This is a genomic window from Ancylobacter aquaticus, from assembly GCF_004339465.1.
Taxonomy (GTDB): Bacteria; Pseudomonadota; Alphaproteobacteria; order Rhizobiales; family Xanthobacteraceae; genus Ancylobacter; species Ancylobacter aquaticus.
In genome coordinates this window covers 409,425-427,857 of record NZ_SMFY01000001.1, presented here as the reverse complement: position 1 = coordinate 427,857, position 18,433 = coordinate 409,425, and the positions used below count along the sequence as shown (strand labels likewise).

Below are 18,433 nucleotides of genomic sequence, written 5' to 3'. Positions count from 1 at the left end.
CTCAGTGGCTGAGGCGGGCGGGATAGGTGTCGGGCGCGATCTCCATGCATTGGCAGCGGCGATAGATGCGCTCGTAATGGGGGGAGATGCGCTCCACATCGATCTCGGACGCGGAGAGCTGAGGTTCGATGCGGCTGTGCGCCTCGCGGATCTCGCCGATGATCGCCGCCTCGTCGATCCGCGTCAGCTTGCCGTCGCGCTCGATCACCTCGCCATCGACCATGACGAGGTCGACCTCGGCCCGGCTCGCCGCATAGACCAGCTGGTTCACCGCATTGTTGAGCGGGGCGAAGGGGATGCGGTCCAGCCGGTAGCCGACGATGTCGGCGACACGCCCTTGCTCGACGGCGCCCAGCTCCTTGTCGCGGCCGAGCGCCCGCGCGCCGCCCATGGTGGCGGCGTAGAACGCTTCCTCGGCCCCCACCCAGTCGGTGTGGTCGCCGCGCAGCTTCTGCAGCAGCGCGGCCAGATACAGCGCGTTCTGCATGTCGGTGCCCTCGATCGAGCCGCAGCCATCCGTGCCGAGGCTGACATTCACCCCCGCCTTGAGCAGTTCGCGCACCGGCGCGAGGCCCGAGCCGACCTTCAGATTGGAGGGCGGGTTGTGCTGGATCGACACGCCGGTGCGGGCGAGCAGGTCGATTTCGCGCGGGTTCAGCCAGATGCCGTGGATGAAGGCGGTCTTCGGCTTCATGAAGCCGATGCGGTGGAGATATTCGATCATGGTCGAGCCGTAGAACAGCTGCCCCGTTACCACCTGCATCCGCGTCTCCTGGACATGGATCATCAGCGGCAGGTCGAAATCATCCGCCATCCGCCGCACGTCGAGCAGGAATTCCTGCGTGCAACGCTGCGGCGCCGAGGGGGCGGCCATATAGGCGACGCGGTGGGTCGATGGGTGATGGTCGCGCGCGAGCCCGCGCACGAAGTCCAGCAGCTCGGCGCCGCTATACATGCGGGTGCCGTCGAACTCGGCCAGCAGTTCCTTGGGGAACTCCTCGTCGACGAAGGGCACGGCGCGGAAGAACGGCTTGTCGAACAGGGTGATGCCGACATTGGCGCGAATGCCGATGTCCTCATAGGCCTGGAACACCTGCTCGACATGGTCGGGGCGGATGCGCGGGCTCTGGTTTGTGTCGTCGCACAGCGTGGTGGTGCCGCTGCGCACCGCCTCGATGGCGCCGATCATGGTGCGGAGATAGACATCGCGCGGTGTCAGCTCGATGGGCTTGAGCGGGCGGACATAGTTCATCCAGAGCTCAAGCGGCAGATTGTCCTTGCGGCCCTTGTAGAAGCCCTCATGGCTGTGATGGTGGCCGTTGATCAGGCCCGCCGCGATCAAGAGCTCGCGCCCGTCGATCACCGTTCCCGGCGCCGGCTCGCGCGCGCCGGCCGGGCGGATGTCGGTGATGAGGCGGCCGTCGATCTCGATGTCGACCGGCGCCGGCGTCGGGGTGGCGTTCTCGCCGGTCAGCGCATGGCAATTTACAATGGTGGTCTTCACGCGGCGTCTCCCGATGTGGCGAAGCTTTGTTGGGCAGCAGGCGGGCGGGACGGCAGGCGCCCCTCCTCGACGGCATGGCAGGCGACGAGCGCCGCCTCGACGCGGATCGGCAGCGGTCGCTCGCGGGCGCAGCGCGCATTGGCCAGCGGGCAGCGCGGGTGGAAGGCGCAGCCGGTCGGCGGGGCGAGCGGGCTCGGCACCTCGCCGGCGAGGCGGGCGCGGTCGCGCTTGGGCGCGCGCGGGTCGGGCACCGTGTCGAGCAGCAGCCGCGTATAGGGGTGCAGCGGCCGCCCGAGGATCTGGCCGGCATCGCCCTGCTCGACCAGCCGGCCGAGATACATCACGCCCATGTCGTCGGCCATGTGGGCGACGACGGCGAGATTGTGCGAGATGAGAAGATAGGTCAGCCCGCGCTCGCGCTGCAGGCGTCTCATCAGGTTGAGAATCTGCGCCTGCACCGACACGTCGAGCGCCGAAGTCGGTTCGTCGCAGACCACGAAGGCGGGGTTCGCCGCCAGCGCCCGGGCGATGGAGATGCGCTGGCGCTGGCCGCCGGAAAACTGGTGCGGAAACTTGGCGGTGTCGCCCGGCGACAGACCGACCGTCTCCAGAAGCTCCGCCACCCGCGCCGTGAGCGCCGCCCCGCGCGTCATCAGCCCATGGGTGAGGATCGGCTCGGCAATGATCCGGCCGACCCGCCACCGGGGGTTAAGGCTCGCATAGGGATCCTGAAAGATCATCTGCAGATTGCGGCGGTAGGGCATGGCGGCGTGGCGGGTGCGAAAGCCCGCAATGTCGACGCCCATGAAGGACACGCTGCCCCCGCTCGGCCGCTGGATGCCGGCAATGGCGCGGGCGATGGTGGACTTGCCGCAGCCGGATTCGCCCACCAGAGCGAAGGTAGAGCCCCGCGCCACCTCGAACTCGACCTCCTCCACCGCATGCACGGTGCGCCGGCCGGCGCCGGTGACAAGCCGCTTGAGCAGAGGCGGCGAGGCGTCGAAGCGCACGGTGAGGCGGTCGACCGAAAGAATCGTATCCTTCACGCCGTTCATGCCGCGCTCCTCGCGGCCGGGTCGGCCAGCCAGCAGGCGACCTCGGAAGCGCCTGCGGTGAAGGTCAGCGGCCGCTCGACCGCGCAGCGGGGCAGCGCCTGCCCGCAGCGCGGATGGAAGGCGCAGCCCGGCACCGGCGCGTCGGGGCGCGGCATCGAGCCGGGAATCTGCGCCAGTTCCACGTCCCGCCGGTGCATGTCGGGGATCGAGCCCATCAGGCCGCGCGTATAGGGATGGGCCGCCTCGGCGAGCAGGCTCTGCGTCGGGCCTACCTCGACCAGCCGGCCGGCATACATGACGGCGACCCGGTCGGCGACCTCGGCGATCACCCCCATATCGTGCGTCACCAGCATCACGGCGGTGCCGCGCTCACGGCACATGGCGCGCAGCAGATCGAGGATCTGCGCCTGGATCGACACATCAAGCGCCGTGGTCGGCTCGTCGGCGATGATGAGGCGCGGCTCGCAGCTGAAGGCGAGCGCCAGCACCACGCGCTGGCGCATGCCGCCCGACATCTCGTGCGGATAGCTCGCCAGCCGCTCGCGCGGGGCGGGAATGCCGACCTCGGCGAGCAGGCGCGCGGCGCGCTCCACCGCCTCCGCCTGCGTCAGGTCGAGATGGGTGCGGATGGTCTCGGTGAGCTGGTCGCCGATGGTCATCAGCGGGTCGAGGCTGGTCAGCGGGTCCTGGAAGACGGCGGCGATCTCCCTGCCGCGCAAGGCACGCATCGCGTCCTCATCCAGCGTGTCGATGCGCCTGCCGTCGAACAGGATGCGCCCGGCGGCCTGAAAGGCCGGACGCTCCAGCAGGCCGAGGACGGCGGTGCCGGTGACCGATTTGCCCGCGCCGGATTCGCCGACGACGCCGAGGATTTCGCCGGCGGCGATCTCGAACGACACGTCGTCGATGGCGGTCATCACCCGGCCGCGCCGGGCGATCTCGACCCTGAGGCCCTCGACCTTCAGCAGCGCGCTCATGAAGCGAGCTTCGGGTTGAGCGCGTCGCGCAGCCAGTCGCCGAAAATGTTCACCGACAGTGAGAGCAGCACCAGCAGCAACCCTGGCAGGGCGCTGATCCACCAGTCGCCGGAGAACACGAACTCGTTGCCGATGCGTACCAGCGAGCCGAGCGAGGGCTGGGTGGAAGGCAGGCCGACGCCGAGGAAGGACAGGGTGGATTCGGTGAGGATCGCCAGCGCCAGATTGATGGTGGCGATCACCAGCACCGGGCCGAGCACATTGGGCAGGATGTGGGAGAGCAGGATGCGCGGCGTGCTCACCCCGGTGACTTTCGCCGCCAGCACATAGTCGCGCCCGCGCTCCACCAGCACCAGCCCGCGCACGGTGCGCGCATATTGCACCCAGAACGAGGCGGCGATGGCGGCGATGAGGATCGGCACCGCCAGCTCGGCGTGCAGCGCAGCCGGCATGGCGGTGCGGGCCACGCCGTCGATCAGCAGGGCGATGAGGATGGCGGGAAAGCTCAGTTGTACGTCGGCCGCACGCATGATGAAGGCGTCGAGCACCCCGCCGAAATAGCCGGCCATCAGCCCCAGCAATACGCCGGCAAGGGCAGCGGCGGCCACGCTGGCGAGGCCAACGACCAGCGAGGTGCGCAGCCCGTACAGCATGGCCGAGAGCATGTCGCGGCCCTGCGGGTCGGTGCCGAGCGTGTAATAGTCGCCGAACATACCCTCGCTGGCGGGCGGCAGGCGGGCATCGGCGGCATTGGCGGCGGCGGGGTCGAAGGCGTCATAGGGCGCCAGCACGGGGGCGCCCATCGCCGCCACCAGCAGAGCGAGGCCGACCAACGCCGCCAGGATCGCCACCGGCGAGCGGCGGAAGCGATAGGCGAGATCGCTCTCCCAGAAGCCACCAAGCGCATGGCGCAATGCGATGAGGCTCATACCGTCCCCCTCACGCCGCCACCGGACCGCACGCGCGGGTCGATGGCGACATAGGCGAGGTCCACCGCGAGGTTGATGACGGCGAAGCACAGGGCGATGAGCACGAGATAGGCCGCCAGCAGCGGCACGTCGGCGAACTGGATCGCCTGGATCACCAGAAGCCCGAGGCCCGGCCACTGGAACACCGTCTCGACGATAATGGAGAAGGCGAACACATTGCCGAACTGCAGGCCGATCATGGTCACAACAGGCACCAGCGTGTTGCGCAGCGCGTGCCGGTACTGGATCGCGCGCGGCTTCAGCCCCCGTGCCCGCGCGAAGCGGATGAAGTCGGCGCGCATCACCTCCAGCATCTCCGCCCGCGCCAGCCGCAGGATCAGCGCCAGCTGGAACACGCCCAGCGTGACGGCGGGCAGCACCAGCGCGCGCAGGCCGCTTGTGGTGAGCAGCCCGGTGCTCCAGCCTCCGATTTCGACCACCTGGCCGCGCCCGAAGGACGGGAGCCAGCCGAGCCAGACCGAGAAGAACAGGATCAGCGCGATGCCGATCAGGAAGGTCGGCAGCGCGACGCCGATCAGCGAGGCGGCCATCAGCGCCTGCGAGAGCCAGTGGTCGCGGTGGAGCGCGGTCCACACCCCCAGCGGAACGCCGACGCCGGTGGCGATCAGCATGGAGATCAGCGCCAGTTCCAGCGTCGCCGGGAAGCGCTCGGCGATCAGCGTCGCCACCGGCTGGCCGAAGCGGTAGGACATGCCGAAATCGCCGGTCAGCGCATTGCCGACGAAGCGGGCGAACTGCAGCACGAAGGCGTCGTCCAGGCCCAGCGCGGTGCGCATCGCTTCGCGCTCGGCGAGGCTGGCGCTCTGTCCCACCATGTTGTTGACGGGATCGCCGACATAGCGGAACAGCGAAAAGCTGACGAAGGCCGCGACGAGGAGCACGAGCACGGTCTGCCCGAGCCGTCCGAGAACGAAACTCATGTCGCGGCCTCCCTTGTCAGGGCGTCAGTCGACGCTGACCCATTTCAGCTCAAGGCTGTCATCCGAGCGCTGCACCACGTTCACCCCCTTGCGCACGCCCCAGGCGAGGCCGGCCTGATGCACGGGGATGTGGCCATAGTCTTCCTTGTCCAGCATCATCGCCTCGAAGATCATCGCGTTGCGCTTGGCCGGATCGACCTCAACCTCGATTTTCTGCGTCAGCTCATCGACCTTGGGGTTGGAGTAGTTGCCGACATTGTAGGTGCCGACCTTCTCCACCGGCGTGTTCATGGTGTCCTGCAGGGTGGAGTGGGCGTCGTAGCTCAGCGGCTGCCAGCCGATCATGGCGAAGGAGGTGTCGCGGGCCAGCACCTTCTCGAAGAACTTCGAGCGGGTCTGGGCGTTCAGCGTCACCTTCAGCCCAACCCGGCCAAGCATGCCGACAATGGCCTGGCAGATGCGCTCGTCGTTCACGTAGCGGTCGTTCGAGCAATCCATGGTGAAAGTGAAGCCGTCGGGATAGCCCGCCTCCGCCAGCAGCTTCTTCGACGCCTCCGGGTCATAGGGGGCGGCGCGCGCGTCGAGCTTGGGATCGTAGCCATTGATGCCCGGCGCGATCATGGTGCCGGCGATGTGCGAGGTGCCGCCCATGATGCGGTCACGGATCGCGTTCATGTCGATCGCCTGATAGATCGCCTGGCGGACGCGCTTGTCCTTGAGGGGGTTCTTGCCCTTGGCGTCGGAGTTCTGCAGCTCGTCGCGGTGCTGGTCCATGGCGAGCATCATGGTGCGCAGCTCGGAACCCTTGATCACCGCGGTGCCATCATTGCCCTCGATGCGCGCGACGTCCTGCTGCGGCACCGGGTAGACCATGTCGACCTCGCCCGAGAGCAGGGCGGCGACGCGGGTGGCATCGGACTGGATCGGGGTGAACACGACCTTGGCGACGTTGGACGTCTTCTCACCCCACCAGTTCGGGTTGGGCACCAGCTCGGTCTTCACGCCGGCCTGCCGCGACGCGATCATGAACGGGCCGGTGCCGTTGGCGTTGGTCGAGGCGAAGTTCTCCACCTTGGCCTTCACGCTCGCCGGCGCGGTAGCGCCGTTCTTCTCCGCCCAGGCCTTGCTCATGATGTAGGTGGAGGTGATCTGCACCGGCAGGATGGGGTTCGGCTTGGCCATGACGAGATCGACGGTGAGATCGTCCACCTTCTTGATGTCGGTCACGGAGGCGACGGTGTAGGCCATGTCCGATCCGTCCTTCTTCACCCGCTGCAGCGAGAAGATCACGTCATCGGCGGTGAGCGGGGTGCCATCGGCGAACTTCACGCCCTCGCGCAGATGGAAGCGCCACACATTCGGCTCCGGCTGCTCCCATTTGGTGGCGAGCGCCGGCACCAGTTCGAGCTGCTTGCCGCGCCCGACCAGCGGCTCGTAGACCTGACCCAACCAGGACAGCGTGAAGGTCTCGGCCAGCGCGTGGGGATCGAGCGAGGCCGGATCGACCCGGTAGGCGTAGCGGAAGGTCTTGCCCTCCTGCGCCAGCGCCGGGGCCGGAAAGAGCACCGGCGACGCGGCGAGGAAGGCAGCGGAAAGCGCGGTCGTCAGCAGAAGGGGCAAGCGCATGACACGGCTCCTGGAAGGATTTTTGAATTCATTATCGTCCTTCAACTCTGCAACAACTAAGTGGTCACTTAAATACCAAATAGTAGGCACCGCGCCGGAAGCGTGGCCAAGGCGATGCCGCGCGGCGCGCCATGTTCTGCACGAGAACTATGCAGATTCATTGGTTGCGAGCCATTCGACCAGATTGACGAATGTCGGCACTCAGGGCAAGACGAAGGACGGACGGCGCGGCGATCACGCTGTTGAACGCGGCGACCGGTCATCAACGTGGCTTCTGTCGGGTCATTTTTGAATGCAAAATATCGTCGCTCACCCCCGGCATCTGATCGGCATGCTCACGCCCTCCTCCAACACCGTGCTGGAGCCCTACACGGCGCGGATGCTGGAGCCGCTGTTCCCGGACGTCTCCGCGCATTTCGGCCGGTTCCGGGTCACGCGCATCGCCCTTGACGACAGCGCCTCGGACCAGTTCCGACAGGAGCCCATTCTCGCCGCCGCCGAACTGCTGGCGGATGCGCGCACCGATGTCATCGCCTGGAACGGCACGTCGGCAAGCTGGCTCGGCTTCGATACCGACGAGCGGCTCTGCGCGGAAATTCACGCCCGTACCGGCGTGAAGGCCACCAGCGCCATCCTCAGCCTCAACCGGCTGATCACGGCGCGCGGCGTGAAGCGGCTCGGCCTTGTCACGCCCTATACCGACGATGTCGGGGCGCGCATCGTCGCCAACTATGCCTCCATCGGCGTCGAGGTGGTAGCCGGCGCCCATTGCGGCATGTCCGACAATTTCTCCTTCGCGGAAATCGGCGAGGAGCGCATCGGGCAGATGTGCGCCGAGGTCGCCGGCGCGGCGCCGGACGCCATCGCCATCGTCTGCACCAATATGCGCGGCGCACTGGTGGGTGCGCAGGTGGAGCGCGCCCTCGGCATTCCGGTTTTCGATTCCGTCAGCACCACCCTGTGGGGGTGCCTGCGGGCAATGGGCATCCCCACCGCCCCGCTCGCCCCGTTCGGCGCGCTTTTCGCCACGCCTTCCGGGGCCGGGCTGGCGATGGCCGGGGAGTGAGGGCGATGGCCGCGCCGGCGCCGGAAGAGACGGAAACCGGTACGCTGCACGAGCAGATCGTTGCCAAGCTGCGCGCCGTGCTGCTCAATGGCGAGTTGGCCGATGGCGCGCGTATTCCCGAGGCGCAGCTGTGCCTGCGCTTCGGCATTTCCCGCACGCCGCTGCGCGAAGCGCTGAAGGTGCTCGCCGCCGAGGGCTTCATCGAGCTGCGGCCCAATCGCGGCTCCATCGTCGCGCCCATCGACCCAGTCGAGGTGGGCCATCTGTTCGAGATGAAGGGCTCGGTGGAGCATATGATCGGCCGGCTCGCCGCTGTGCGGGCGACGGACGTGGATGCCGCCCGGATCGAGCGCGCCCATGCCGAGCTCGGCGGCCATCCCGACCCGGCCGTCTATACGGCGCTCAACCAGGACTTCCACCGCGCGCTGGCAGTGGCCACGCACAATCCCGTGCTGGTGCAGACCTATGACAATCTGCAAAAACGGGTGCTGCGGCTGCGCTTTGTCGTGAACGAGAACCCGACCCGCGTTGCCCAGTCCTTCGGCGAGCATGAGGGCATCATGGTCGCCTTCCGCGCCCGTGCGCGTCTCGATCTCGCCGAGCGGCTGGAAGAGCACAACCGGCTCACCGGCGAGGCGGTAAGGCGGGCGCTCAAGGGCGAGGGCGCCTGAGCCCGCGGCCGCACCCGGGGCGGATTCGAGGCACTCCCTGCCCGCCCGGCGCGCAGGGGCGTGTCGAAGTCCCGGAAGTTCGTTCGGGAACAGCGTGTTGAGTGGGCAGGCCCTGGCCAATCAATCGGCTTTACGGCGCGACCGGCCCGCTGCAAACTAAGTAAACACTTAATTGCGTCTCGCCCCTGCCCTGTCCACCCCCCACGCCCCCAAGCGCGGCGACAAATGCGTCGCCGACGGCTCCCCCCGAGGGCAACGTGAATCGCAAGCCGCCCGCAACGCCACCGGAGGAGGCCCGTCGATGGACCTGATCGTAAGGAATGCCCGCCTTCCCGATGCTCCCGACCGCACCGTCGATATCGGCGTCGAGGCCGGGCGCATCGTGGTGATCGAGGCTGGCCTTGCCGCCGAGGGCGAGGAACTGGATGTCGGCGGGCGGCTCGTCTCGCCGGGCTTCGTCGAGAGCCATATCCATCTCGACAAATCCTGCATCCTCGACCGCTGCCAGTCGGTGCGCGGCGACCTGCCCGAGGCGATCGACGAAGTCGCGAAAGCCAAGGCCGGCTTCACGCCGGAGGATGTCTATGCGCGGGGCAAGCGCACATTGGAAAAATGCCTGATGCAGGGCACCACCCATATGCGGACCCAATTGGAGGTCGATCCCGGCATCGGCCTGCGCGGGCTGGAGGGGGTGCTGCCGCTGATCGAGGAATATCGCTGGGCCATCGACATCGAGATCTGCGTCTTCCCGCAGGAGGGGCTGCTCAACAATCCGGGCACGGATGAGCTGATGGTGGCGGCGCTGAACAAGGGCGCCCGCGTTGTCGGCGCCGCGCCCTACACCGACAGTGACCCGCACGGCCAGATCGACCGCGTGTTCGAGCTGGCACGCGAATTCGACGCCGATATCGACATGCATCTCGACTTCGGCCCGAGCGCCGAGACGCTCGACCTCGATTATGTCTGCACGCTGGCGGACCGCTACCGCTGGGGCGGGCGCACCGCCATCGGCCATGTCACCAAGCTGGCAGGGGCGAGCCCGACCCGCTTCGACGCGGCGGCGCGGCGGATGCGCGACGCCGGGGTGGCGTTGACCGTGCTGCCGTCCACCGACCTGTTCCTCATGGGCCGCGATTGCGACTGCAACCAGCCGCGCGGCGTCACCCACACCCACAAGCTGATCCAGCATGGCGTGAACTGCTCGCTGTCCACCAACAATGTGCTGAACCCGTTCACGCCGTTCGGCGACTGCTCGCTGGTGCGCATGGCGAACCTCAACGCCAATATCTGCCATATCGGCGCCGCCGCCGACATTCGCGAGTGCTTCAACATGATCACCGCGCGCTCCGCCCGGCTGATCAACGCCCGCGACTACGGCCTCGCGCCCGGCAAATCGGCCGATTTCGTCGTGCTGGACTGCGAGCGGACCGAAGAAGCGGTGGCCGAGCTCGCCCCCGTCCTGTTCGCTTACAAGCGCGGCCGGCGCACCCTGACGCGGCCCGCAGCACTGCTGCATCGCCCGCCGGCCAGTTGAGTGAAACGCATGCCGCCTGCCGACCCCCATCACCGCACCGACGGCCGCCCGCCGGATGAGCCCTTCGGTGCGTTCTGCCAGGAGAACCACGTGGCCTGCCCCGCCACGGGCGACGGGCCCCTTTCCGGGCTTGGGTTCGGGCTGAAGGACGTGTTCGACGTCGCCGGCAGCCGAACCGGCTTCGGCCATCCCGCATGGCTCGCCAGCCATCCGCCCGCGACCGAGACAGCGGAGGCGGTGACGCGCCTGCTTGCCGCCGGCGCCGGGCTGCGCGCGCGCACGGTGAGCGACGAGCTGTGCTACTCGATCTCGGGCGAGAATTTCCATTACGGCATGCCGATCAACCCCGCCGCCCGCGACCGGCTGCCCGGCGGCTCGTCCAGCGGTTCGGCGGTGGCGGTGGCGGCCGGGCTGGTCGATTTCGCCATCGGCACGGATTGCGGTGGCTCGGTGCGCGTGCCGGCGGCCTATTGCGGGCTGTTCGGCATGCGGCCGACCCATGGCGCCATCGCGCTGTCGGGCGTCGCGCCCTTCGCGCCGCGCTTCGACACGGTCGGCTGGTTCGCCCGCGACGCCGCCCTGCTGGGACGCCTGGGAGACGTGCTGCTCGGGGGCACGCCAGGCCCCGGCTTCTCCCGGCTCGTGGTCGCCACCGATGCGTTCGAGCGGTGCGACGCCAATGTCCGCGCCGTGCTCGATGAAGGTGTGCAGCGGCTCGTCCGGGTCCTGCCCGCCCGCAGCGAGGCGCCCCTCAGCCCGCCCGGCCTCGACCGCTGGCTCGACATTTTCCGCACCGTGCAGGCGTGGGAAATCTGGCAGTCGCTTGGCGGCTGGATCGAGCGCGAGCGTCCGGGCTTTGGCGAGGGTGTCGGCCAGCGCCTTGCCGCAGCCGCCAAGGTCGGCCGGCCGGAGGCGGAGGCCGCCCGGCAGCAGGCGGACGCCATCGCCGAGGAGTTAGAGGCGACCATCGGTGACGCGCTCATCTGCCTGCCGACGACGCCGGGCCTGCCCCCGTTTCGCGCCACCGCCTCGGCCGAGATCGAGAACGCCTACCGAACGCGCGCCATGCAGTTGCTGTGCCCGGCCGGGCTCGGCGGCCTGCCGCAGATCACCCTGCCGGTGGGAACAGTGGATGGCGCGCCGGTAGGGTTGTCGATCCTGGCGCGACGCGGTCGGGACATGGCATTGCTGGAGGTTGCAGCGCAGGCGTTCGCCGATCTGCCCACCCCGCCGGAGAAAAGATGAGTTCCGTACCGCCCCAGGATGCCGCGCCGGCCCCCGTCCGCACCCCGGGCAAGCGCAACGCTGCCGCGACCCGCCAGCGCATTCTCGACGTGGCGATGGCGGAATTTTCCGCGCACGGTTTCAGCGGCAGCCGCATCGAGCGCATCGCCGCCGGCGCCAGCGCTAATGTCGGCATGATCTACCATTATTTCGGCAACAAGGATGATCTCTACCTCGCGGCGCTGGAGGCCTCCTACAAGATCATCCGCGACCGCGAGCAGACGCTCGACATCGCGCATTGCGATCCCCGCCAGGCGCTGCGGGCCCTGATCGAGCTGACCTTCGATTTCCTCGCCACCGATCCGCATTTCGTGCGGCTGATCATGAACGAGAACCTGATGATGGGCCGCACCGCCGGCCGCTCCGCCACCATCCCGCACATGACACGCCCGCTGCTGGAGCAGTTGCGCACGCTTCTGGCGCGGGGCCAGAAGGAGAAGATCTTCCACCGGGAGATGGACGCCGAGAATCTCTATATCTCGATCCTCGGCCTGTGCTTCGTCCACGTATCGAACCGCTACACGCTCGGCAGCATGTTCCAGCATGATTTCGCCGAACCGGACTGGCTGGCCCGGCGCAAGGCGATCGTGGTGGACGTGGTCACGCGCTCCATCGTCGCCACGCCGGCCAAGTGACGACGAGAAGAGAACCGCCAAGCCGGCTGCGGGCCCCCTCCGCCCGTCACACGGCGTCGCGCAGCACGGCCTTTTCCGCAATATCGGCGATGATCTCGCGCCCGCGCAGCATGTCTTCGATGCCGAGATAGTCCTGCATGTAGTGGCCGCGATAGCCGCGCCGCTCCAGCTCGCGGAAGATGTCGGCAAAGTCCACATTGCCGGTGCCGGGATAGAGATGCTCCTCGATCTCGCCGCGATTATCGGCCAGCCGAACCTCGCCGCAGCGGCTGAGATCCATCACGTCGAGAAAGCCGCCAATGCCGCATTCCAGCATGTGGGCGTGGTTGGTGGTGAAGGCCCAGCGCAGCGCCGGCGAGGTCAGCCGCTCGAAATAATACAGCGCCTCCTCCGGGTCGTGGACGAGATATTTCACCTCGGCGCCGGCCGGCTCGGGGTTCATGTTCTCCAGCAGGATCGTCATGCCCTCGTCTTCGGCAATGGTGCTCATGCGGGCGAGGCGGGCGACGGCGATGTCCATCCGCTCGCGCTTGTCGGCGGTGAAGTGATAGCCGCCATGCATGATGACCCAGCCGGCGCCGATGGCCTTGGCGGCGCGCAGATAGGCCGTCAGATAGGCATCCGTTGCCTCGCTGAGAAAGGGCGAATCCTCCGCCACATTCACCGCCGACAGCGTGTGCAGGCCGAGCGTGATGCCGGCTTCCGCGATCCTCTCCCGGGCGCGGGCGAGGCGGGGATTGGCGGGGTCGAGCAGGGCAGGGTCGGGGTCGAGGCAGATATTGAGGAAGCGCACGCCATTGGCGATCGCCCAGTCGAGGCCGGGCTCCAGCCCGATCCGCCGGTTGAGATCGATGCCGATGCGGGAGCGGAAATCGTTGTTCATGGGGATTCTCCTGCGCTCGCCGGGCGCGGACGGGACGTGAGCATCCCGGCGATAACCGGGATGGCGATGAACAGGACCGCCGCGAGCATGAGCGCCGCCGCGATCGGCCGGTCGATGAAGATCAAGGCGGTGCCGTGCGACATGGTCAGGGACTGGCGCAGCGAGCTCTCGAACATCGGGCCGAGCACGAGGCCGAGGACCATGGGCGCCGCCGGCCAGTCGAACCGCTTCATGGCCCAGCCAATGGCGCCGAAGCCCACCACCAGCCAGCAATCCTCCAGGCTGTTGGCCTGCGAGAACACGCCGACCAAGCAAATCGCGAGGATCGGCGGGTAGAGCCATTTATACGGCACTTTCAACAGCTTGGCGAAGAAGCCGGCGAGCGGCAGGTTCATGATCAGCAGCAGGAGATTGCCGATATACATGCTGGCGATCACCGCCCAGACCAGGTCGGAGTTCTGGGTGAACAGCTCCGGCCCCGGCCGCAGCCCGAACATGATCAGCGCCCCGAGAATGATCGCCGTGGTGCCGGAGCCGGGAACGCCGAGCGCCAGCATCGGCACCAGCGCGCCGGCGGCCGCAGCGTTGTTGGAGGATTCGGGCCCGGCCACGCCCTCGATGGCGCCCTTGCCGAATTCCTCGGGATGGCGGGAGAGCTTCTTCTCCATGATGTAGGCGATGAAGCTGGCAATGGTCGCCCCGGTGCCCGGCAGCACGCCGACCAGAAAGCCGACGAAGGAACCGCGCAGGATCGGCATGCGGCTGCGCCGCCAGTCCTCCCGCGTCGGCAGCACGTTCTTCACCTCCGCCACCGGACGGGCGGAGGCGGTGGTGCAACTCGCCAGCACCTCGCCGACGCCGAACAGGGCGACGGTGAGGACGATGAACTCGATGCCGTCGAGCAGCCAGATCATGCCGAAATCGAAGCGCGAGACGCCACTCTGCGGATCGATGCCGATGGTCGCCAGCAACAGCCCGGCGACGCCCGCCGCCACCCCCTTGAGCACCGAGCGGCCGCTGACCGCTGCCAGCGCGACGAGGCCAAGGACCACGAGGGCGAAATATTCCGGCGGGCCGAAGGCGAGCGCTGCCTGCGCCAGCGGCGGTGCCAGCAAGGTGAGGCCCAGCGTCGAGATGGTGCCGGCGATGAACGAGCCGATGGCGGCAATGCCGAGCGCGGCGCCGGCCCGGCCCTTGATGGCCATCTGGTAGCCGTCAATGCTGGTCATCACCGTCGAGGATTCGCCGGGAACGCTGATCAGCACCGAAGTGATGGTGCCACCATATTGCGCGCCGTAATAGATGCCGGCGAACATGATCAGCGACGCCGTCGGGTCGCTGCCGAAGGTCAGCGGCAGAAGAAGCGCGATCGCCGCCGAGGGGCCGATGCCCGGCAGCACCCCAACCAATTGGCCGAGGAACACGCCGATGAAGCACATCATCAGGTTGTTCGGGGTCAGCGCGGTGCTGAACCCGCCGCCGAGATCCATCAAGGCTTCCATGTCAGAAATCCCAGGTCACGAGCGGAAGGGGAATGCTGAGCCAGTGCACGAAGATCAGCGCCAGGCTGGCCGTCACCAGCCCCGCCACCACGGCCGAGCGCAGGAGCGGAAGCCGCTCGACATAGAGATAGATGAACATCATCAGGCCGAAGACCGGCAGCAGGAAGCCGATGAAGCCGAGGCTCGCCACCACCACGACCAGCGCGCCGAGGACCAGCAGCGATTTGGTCAACGGCTCGCGCTCTTCCGGCTCGGCCTCGCCGAACACGAGAGAGAGCGCCACCGCCGCCGACAGCAGGAAGAGCAGCGTGCCGTAGACCAGTGGCAGAAAACCTGAGTCCGGCGCGAAGCCGGACCACAGGGGATAGTCGAACGCGCCGACCATCCAATACAGGCCGAGCAACGCCCAGCCCACGGCGAAGCCCATGTCGCCGGTGAGGACTTTATCCTTCATGGCCCGCTCCTCAGGCCGGCTTGGCCAGCAGACCGCGATAGAGCTTTTCCTGCGCCGCGAGGAAGGCAACGAATTCGGCACCAACGATGGGGGCCTCGGTGGCGACATTGTCGGCGATGTATTTCTTCATCGTCGGCGAGGCCGAAACCTTCTCCATCACCCCCTGCCAGTAGAGCTGCGCGGCGGGGTCGACGTCCTTGGGCACCGCGATGCCGCGCCACATCTGGAAGTTCGGCACGTCGAGCCCGATCTCCTTCAGCGTCGGTACATCGGGCATGGCGGAAAAGCGCGTGTCGCGGAACACGCCGAGCGCGCGCACCTTGCCGGAGGCGAGCTGGCCCATGAACTCCAGCGGGTTGCCGATGGTGCCGTCGACATGGCCGCCCAGCAGCGCGGTCATCGATTCACCGCCGCTATTGAAGTTGACCGGGTTGATGTCCTTGCCCAGCGCACGGGAGAAAACCGTGATCGCCATGATGTCGGTGGTGCCGCCGGTGGAGAAATTGAAGGTCTTGGTCGGCTTGGCCTTGATGTCGTCGATCAGTTCCTGGGCGGTCTTGTATTTGGAATCGCCGCTGACGAAGAGCAGGAAGTCGTCGAGCATGAAGTTCATGATCGGCTGAACCTCCGTCAGCGTGCGCGCCGCCGGGTTGAGGATCGGCGTGATCTGCGTCGTGCCGTTGATCAGGATGATGGTGTTCGGGTCCTTGCGCCGGCTCGCCGCGACATAGCCGATGCCGACAGCACCGCCGCCGCCGGGACGGTTGTTGAGCACCAGCGGCTGCGGGATCAGTTTTTCCTCGACGATGATCTTGCCCACGATGCGGGCTAGCAGGTCCGAGCCGCCGCCGGCGGCAAACGGAATCACCAGCTCGACGTCGCGGGTCGGCACCCAGCCGCTCTGGGCGAAAGCCGAGGTGAGAAATCCCGCACCGCCCGTCATGAGGCCTGCCGAAGCGGCAGCCCCGAGCGCAAAGTCCCGGCGTGAAAGCGTCATGGTCCCCTCCCAGGGATGGTTTTGGCGTTGCGTCGCTTTGGACGCATTTGAATTATGAATTCAGTTTGGCACTTTCCCGGGGGAAAGCAACTGAATTCTCCAACATCGCCGGGAGGGCTAAAGCTCAACTATTTCAAGGAAATAGGACTCGTTTCCGACCCCTGTCACGCGACTGAGGGGAGTCAGGCTCTGCGCGTCGACAAGCCAGAGAACGCTGCTGGCGGGCGCGCCGCGCGGGCCTCCGGCCACGAGCACGAGGGCGCCGTCCGCCGTCACCGCGACGCCGCGCGGACAGGAAGGCGAGCCGGCCGGCCCCTCCAGCGTGGTCCGCCGCGCCTCGCGCCACTGGCCGTCCGCGCCGCGCTCCAGCCGCGAAAGCGTGCCGGTGCGGAAGCAGGCGGCAAAAGCGCTCCGTCCGTCGGGCGCGAAGGCTACGCCCATGGGCCGGCTCGGCCGCCCGTCATCGCTGCCGATTACGACCGCGACCGGCGCTGCGCCCTCCCCGCGCCGCAGCGCGGCGAGGTCGAGGAAGCTGACGCTGTTGCCCTCCTCCCCGGTGCGCGGGCATTCCCGGTTGGCCACAACCGCCTGCGTGCCGTCGGGGCTGGCGGCGATGCCGAACGGGCCGGTCGGCAGGGAGAAGCGCACCAGCGGAGGATGCGGCCCGCCCGAGAGCACATCGGCGAGAGCGAAGACGCTCACCGTCCCGCTGCCGCCATCGGCGGTCAGCACCAGATCCGGCACGCCGCGCGCAATGGCGATGCCGGCGGGGTTGGGGAAGCCGCCGAAGCCTTCATCCGGCGAGGGGCGCGGGCAGGGCCGGCCCGCATGCGGCAGAACGAAATTGTGCAGCACAGCCGGGGCGGCCATGTCGATCACGCTGACCTCGAAGCCGCCATCCTCAAGCCCCTCGCCCTCGCCGGCCGCCACCAGCACATGGCGCCCATCCGGGGTGACGACGCAGCCCACCGGGCCGAAGGTGCGCGTCGGCAGCAGGATGTCGGGCGCGCTGGCCTGTCCCGCCAGTGCCGCCCGCAGGTCGAACAGCGCCACCGCGCCGGCATGGCCGTGCGGGCAGCCCTGCATCGCCTGCGGCGCGGTGGCCCCGGCATGATTGACGACGAGAAGCCTGTTCAGCGCCGGCACCGCCGAAAGGCTCACCGGCAGGCCGACGGCGGCAAAGCGCGCGCCGTCCTCCCCCACCAGATCGGGGGTGACGCGGGGCCGCGAGACCACGGCCCGGTCGCTGTCGTGATGGGCGAGGTCGAGCGCCGTGTCGATGTCGACCACGGCGACGCTCGCATCCCAGCGGCCGCTCACGAGGGCGAAGCGTCGCGCGCGCACATCCATGGTCACACCCGTCCTGCGGCCCCAGCGCCGGCGCGCACCATGCCGCCTCCCCCACGGGCGGGCAACCGGGTGTGGCTAGGTCGAGGTCGCGTCAGCGGCCATGGGCGCGCCGCCAGGCGGCGGGGGTGGCGCCGGTCAGGCGGCGGAAGCTGCGGGTCAGGTGCGCCTGATCGGTGAACCCGGAGGTCGAGGCGATCTCGGTGATCGGCAGGTCGGAATCGGCGAGCAAGGCCTGCACGTTCCGCAGCCTCGCCTTCATGTGCCACTGATAGGGCGGCACCCCGGTCGCCGCCTTGAAGGCGTGGCTGAAATAGGATTGCGACAGGCCGGTCAGTTCCGCCAGCTCATGCAGCCGGATGTTGCGCGAGCAATTGGCCTCGATGAAATCGGTCACCCGCCGGAGCTGGCGCGGCGACAAGGTTGCACGCGCAACCTGCGCGCCCGGCGCGGCGCGGCCGAGCCGCAGCAGGTCGATGAACAGCGCCAGCGTCAGGCCGTCGCCATAGAGGTCGTGATGGCGGTCCGGGCCGGTGCATTCATCGGCGATGAGCTGCGCCAGGGAGAAGAGGCGGGGATCGATGAAGTCGAGGCGCGGCGTCGTCAGCCGGTCATCGGCGAGATCCTCGCCCAGCCGCTCGCTGAGCGTGGGCGCATGGAAGTGCAGGTCGAGATGGCGCACCCGCACTGGCTCGTCGATATGCGACCAGACCGGCATGTCGGCGGGAACGAAGCTCATCCGGTGCGGGGCGCGCTGCACCGTGCGGGTGCTGCCATCGGCGGAAAGCTGCACATCCGAGCGCGCCCCCTCGCGCTCCAGCACCACGAAAAGCCGGGCGTCGCGCGAGACATAATGGCCGCGCGCCCCCGCCGCGCAGGCGACATGCCAGACATCGGCGATGATCCCGTTCCAGCGCCGCCAGTGCAGGTCATCGAGAAGGGTTATGCCTTCCACCGACGAGGTCATGCGGGGTTGGAATGTCATCCTG

The 18,433-nt window shown here is 68.0% G+C and carries 17 protein-coding genes; 5 read left to right on the top strand and 12 right to left on the bottom strand.

Annotated features, from left to right (window positions below; genetic code table 11):
• Position 1: 1 nt before the first annotated feature.
• The 6 genes from EV667_RS02030 to EV667_RS02005 are packed head-to-tail and all read right to left on the bottom strand — an operon-like array spanning position 2 to position 7,071.
• Positions 2-1,504, bottom strand: a complete 1,503-nt coding sequence (locus EV667_RS02030; RefSeq protein ID WP_131833668.1) for an amidohydrolase family protein — start codon at positions 1,502-1,504, stop codon at positions 2-4.
• Entirely contained in the window at positions 1,501-2,559 is a 1,059-nt protein-coding gene (locus EV667_RS02025) for an ABC transporter ATP-binding protein (RefSeq protein WP_131833667.1), read from the bottom strand. Before EV667_RS02025 ends, EV667_RS02030 begins: the two co-directional genes overlap by 4 nt.
• Positions 2,556-3,536 carry an ABC transporter ATP-binding protein gene (locus EV667_RS02020; protein WP_131833666.1) on the bottom strand — a complete coding sequence of 327 codons (981 nt, stop codon included), beginning with the start codon at positions 3,534-3,536 and terminating at the stop codon, positions 2,556-2,558. The genes EV667_RS02025 and EV667_RS02020 overlap by 4 nt, the downstream gene beginning before the upstream one ends.
• The gene (locus EV667_RS02015) at positions 3,533-4,465 is read right to left on the bottom strand and encodes an ABC transporter permease (protein ID WP_131833665.1); all 933 of its coding nucleotides are present in this window, start codon (positions 4,463-4,465) and stop codon (positions 3,533-3,535) included. The genes EV667_RS02020 and EV667_RS02015 overlap by 4 nt, the downstream gene beginning before the upstream one ends.
• The gene (locus EV667_RS02010; RefSeq protein WP_131833664.1) at positions 4,462-5,445 is read right to left on the bottom strand and encodes an ABC transporter permease; all 984 of its coding nucleotides are present in this window, start codon (positions 5,443-5,445) and stop codon (positions 4,462-4,464) included. The genes EV667_RS02015 and EV667_RS02010 overlap by 4 nt, the downstream gene beginning before the upstream one ends.
• A 24-nt stretch (positions 5,446-5,469) precedes the next feature.
• Complete coding sequence (locus EV667_RS02005; protein WP_131833663.1) at positions 5,470-7,071, bottom strand: ABC transporter substrate-binding protein; 1,602 nt, start codon at positions 7,069-7,071, stop codon at positions 5,470-5,472.
• A gap of 292 nt (positions 7,072-7,363) precedes the next feature.
• On the opposite strand from EV667_RS02005, the gene EV667_RS02000 reads away from it, so the two are divergent.
• The 5 genes from EV667_RS02000 (at position 7,364) to EV667_RS01980 (ending at position 12,261) form a co-directional block, all read left to right on the top strand.
• Positions 7,364-8,137 (top strand): maleate cis-trans isomerase family protein, encoded by a 774-nt coding sequence (locus EV667_RS02000; protein ID WP_131833662.1) that lies wholly within the window; start codon positions 7,364-7,366, stop codon positions 8,135-8,137.
• Between the two features lie 5 nt (positions 8,138-8,142).
• Positions 8,143-8,808: a GntR family transcriptional regulator gene (locus EV667_RS01995; protein WP_131833661.1), complete on the top strand. Its 666-nt coding sequence runs from the start codon at positions 8,143-8,145 to the stop codon at positions 8,806-8,808.
• Positions 8,809-9,109: 301 nt separating this feature from the next.
• On the top strand, positions 9,110-10,342 hold the full coding sequence (locus EV667_RS01990; RefSeq protein ID WP_131833660.1) for an amidohydrolase family protein: 1,233 nt from the start codon (positions 9,110-9,112) through the stop codon (positions 10,340-10,342).
• A 9-nt stretch (positions 10,343-10,351) separates the two neighbouring features.
• Positions 10,352-11,587, top strand: a complete 1,236-nt coding sequence (locus EV667_RS01985; protein WP_131833659.1) for an amidase — start codon at positions 10,352-10,354, stop codon at positions 11,585-11,587.
• Positions 11,584-12,261, top strand: a complete 678-nt coding sequence (locus tag EV667_RS01980; RefSeq protein WP_131833658.1) for a TetR/AcrR family transcriptional regulator — start codon at positions 11,584-11,586, stop codon at positions 12,259-12,261. The genes EV667_RS01985 and EV667_RS01980 overlap by 4 nt, the downstream gene beginning before the upstream one ends.
• A 46-nt stretch (positions 12,262-12,307) precedes the next feature.
• Here EV667_RS01980 and EV667_RS01975 read toward each other — a convergent pair whose 3' ends face one another.
• From EV667_RS01975 to EV667_RS01950, 6 genes are all read right to left on the bottom strand, one after another.
• Positions 12,308-13,144, bottom strand: a complete 837-nt coding sequence (locus EV667_RS01975; protein WP_131833657.1) for a sugar phosphate isomerase/epimerase family protein — start codon at positions 13,142-13,144, stop codon at positions 12,308-12,310.
• The gene (locus tag EV667_RS01970; RefSeq protein WP_245515937.1) at positions 13,141-14,646 is read right to left on the bottom strand and encodes a tripartite tricarboxylate transporter permease; all 1,506 of its coding nucleotides are present in this window, start codon (positions 14,644-14,646) and stop codon (positions 13,141-13,143) included. Before EV667_RS01970 ends, EV667_RS01975 begins: the two co-directional genes overlap by 4 nt.
• A 1-nt stretch (position 14,647) precedes the next feature.
• Positions 14,648-15,100, bottom strand: a complete 453-nt coding sequence (locus EV667_RS01965) for a tripartite tricarboxylate transporter TctB family protein (protein ID WP_131833656.1) — start codon at positions 15,098-15,100, stop codon at positions 14,648-14,650.
• Between the two features lie 10 nt (positions 15,101-15,110).
• Positions 15,111-16,097 carry a tripartite tricarboxylate transporter substrate binding protein gene (locus tag EV667_RS01960; RefSeq protein WP_131833655.1) on the bottom strand — a complete coding sequence of 329 codons (987 nt, stop codon included), beginning with the start codon at positions 16,095-16,097 and terminating at the stop codon, positions 15,111-15,113.
• Between the two features lie 117 nt (positions 16,098-16,214).
• Positions 16,215-17,447, bottom strand: a complete 1,233-nt coding sequence (locus tag EV667_RS01955) for a lactonase family protein (RefSeq protein WP_131833654.1) — start codon at positions 17,445-17,447, stop codon at positions 16,215-16,217.
• A 91-nt stretch (positions 17,448-17,538) separates the two neighbouring features.
• On the bottom strand, positions 17,539-18,429 hold the full coding sequence (locus EV667_RS01950) for a helix-turn-helix transcriptional regulator (protein WP_207907656.1): 891 nt from the start codon (positions 18,427-18,429) through the stop codon (positions 17,539-17,541).
• Between the last annotated feature and the right edge of the window lie 4 nt (positions 18,430-18,433).

Coding starts and splice junctions, on each gene's coding strand:
- EV667_RS01975 (WP_131833657.1), bottom strand. CDS start 13,144: ATGAACAACGATTTCCGCTCCCGCATCGGCATCGATCTCAACCGGCGG.
- EV667_RS01980 (WP_131833658.1), top strand. CDS start 11,584: ATGAGTTCCGTACCGCCCCAGGATGCCGCGCCGGCCCCCGTCCGCACC.
- EV667_RS01965 (WP_131833656.1), bottom strand. CDS start 15,100: ATGAAGGATAAAGTCCTCACCGGCGACATGGGCTTCGCCGTGGGCTGG.
- EV667_RS01985 (WP_131833659.1), top strand. CDS start 10,352: ATGCCGCCTGCCGACCCCCATCACCGCACCGACGGCCGCCCGCCGGAT.
- EV667_RS01995 (WP_131833661.1), top strand. CDS start 8,143: ATGGCCGCGCCGGCGCCGGAAGAGACGGAAACCGGTACGCTGCACGAG.
- EV667_RS01990 (WP_131833660.1), top strand. CDS start 9,110: ATGGACCTGATCGTAAGGAATGCCCGCCTTCCCGATGCTCCCGACCGC.
- EV667_RS02015 (WP_131833665.1), bottom strand. CDS start 4,465: ATGAGCCTCATCGCATTGCGCCATGCGCTTGGTGGCTTCTGGGAGAGC.
- EV667_RS01955 (WP_131833654.1), bottom strand. CDS start 17,447: ATGGATGTGCGCGCGCGACGCTTCGCCCTCGTGAGCGGCCGCTGGGAT.
- EV667_RS02020 (WP_131833666.1), bottom strand. CDS start 3,536: ATGAGCGCGCTGCTGAAGGTCGAGGGCCTCAGGGTCGAGATCGCCCGG.
- EV667_RS02000 (WP_131833662.1), top strand. CDS start 7,364: ATGCAAAATATCGTCGCTCACCCCCGGCATCTGATCGGCATGCTCACG.
- EV667_RS02025 (WP_131833667.1), bottom strand. CDS start 2,559: ATGAACGGCGTGAAGGATACGATTCTTTCGGTCGACCGCCTCACCGTG.
- EV667_RS02005 (WP_131833663.1), bottom strand. CDS start 7,071: ATGCGCTTGCCCCTTCTGCTGACGACCGCGCTTTCCGCTGCCTTCCTC.
- EV667_RS01960 (WP_131833655.1), bottom strand. CDS start 16,097: ATGACGCTTTCACGCCGGGACTTTGCGCTCGGGGCTGCCGCTTCGGCA.
- EV667_RS01970 (WP_245515937.1), bottom strand. CDS start 14,646: ATGGAAGCCTTGATGGATCTCGGCGGCGGGTTCAGCACCGCGCTGACC.
- EV667_RS02010 (WP_131833664.1), bottom strand. CDS start 5,445: ATGAGTTTCGTTCTCGGACGGCTCGGGCAGACCGTGCTCGTGCTCCTC.
- EV667_RS01950 (WP_207907656.1), bottom strand. CDS start 18,429: ATGACATTCCAACCCCGCATGACCTCGTCGGTGGAAGGCATAACCCTT.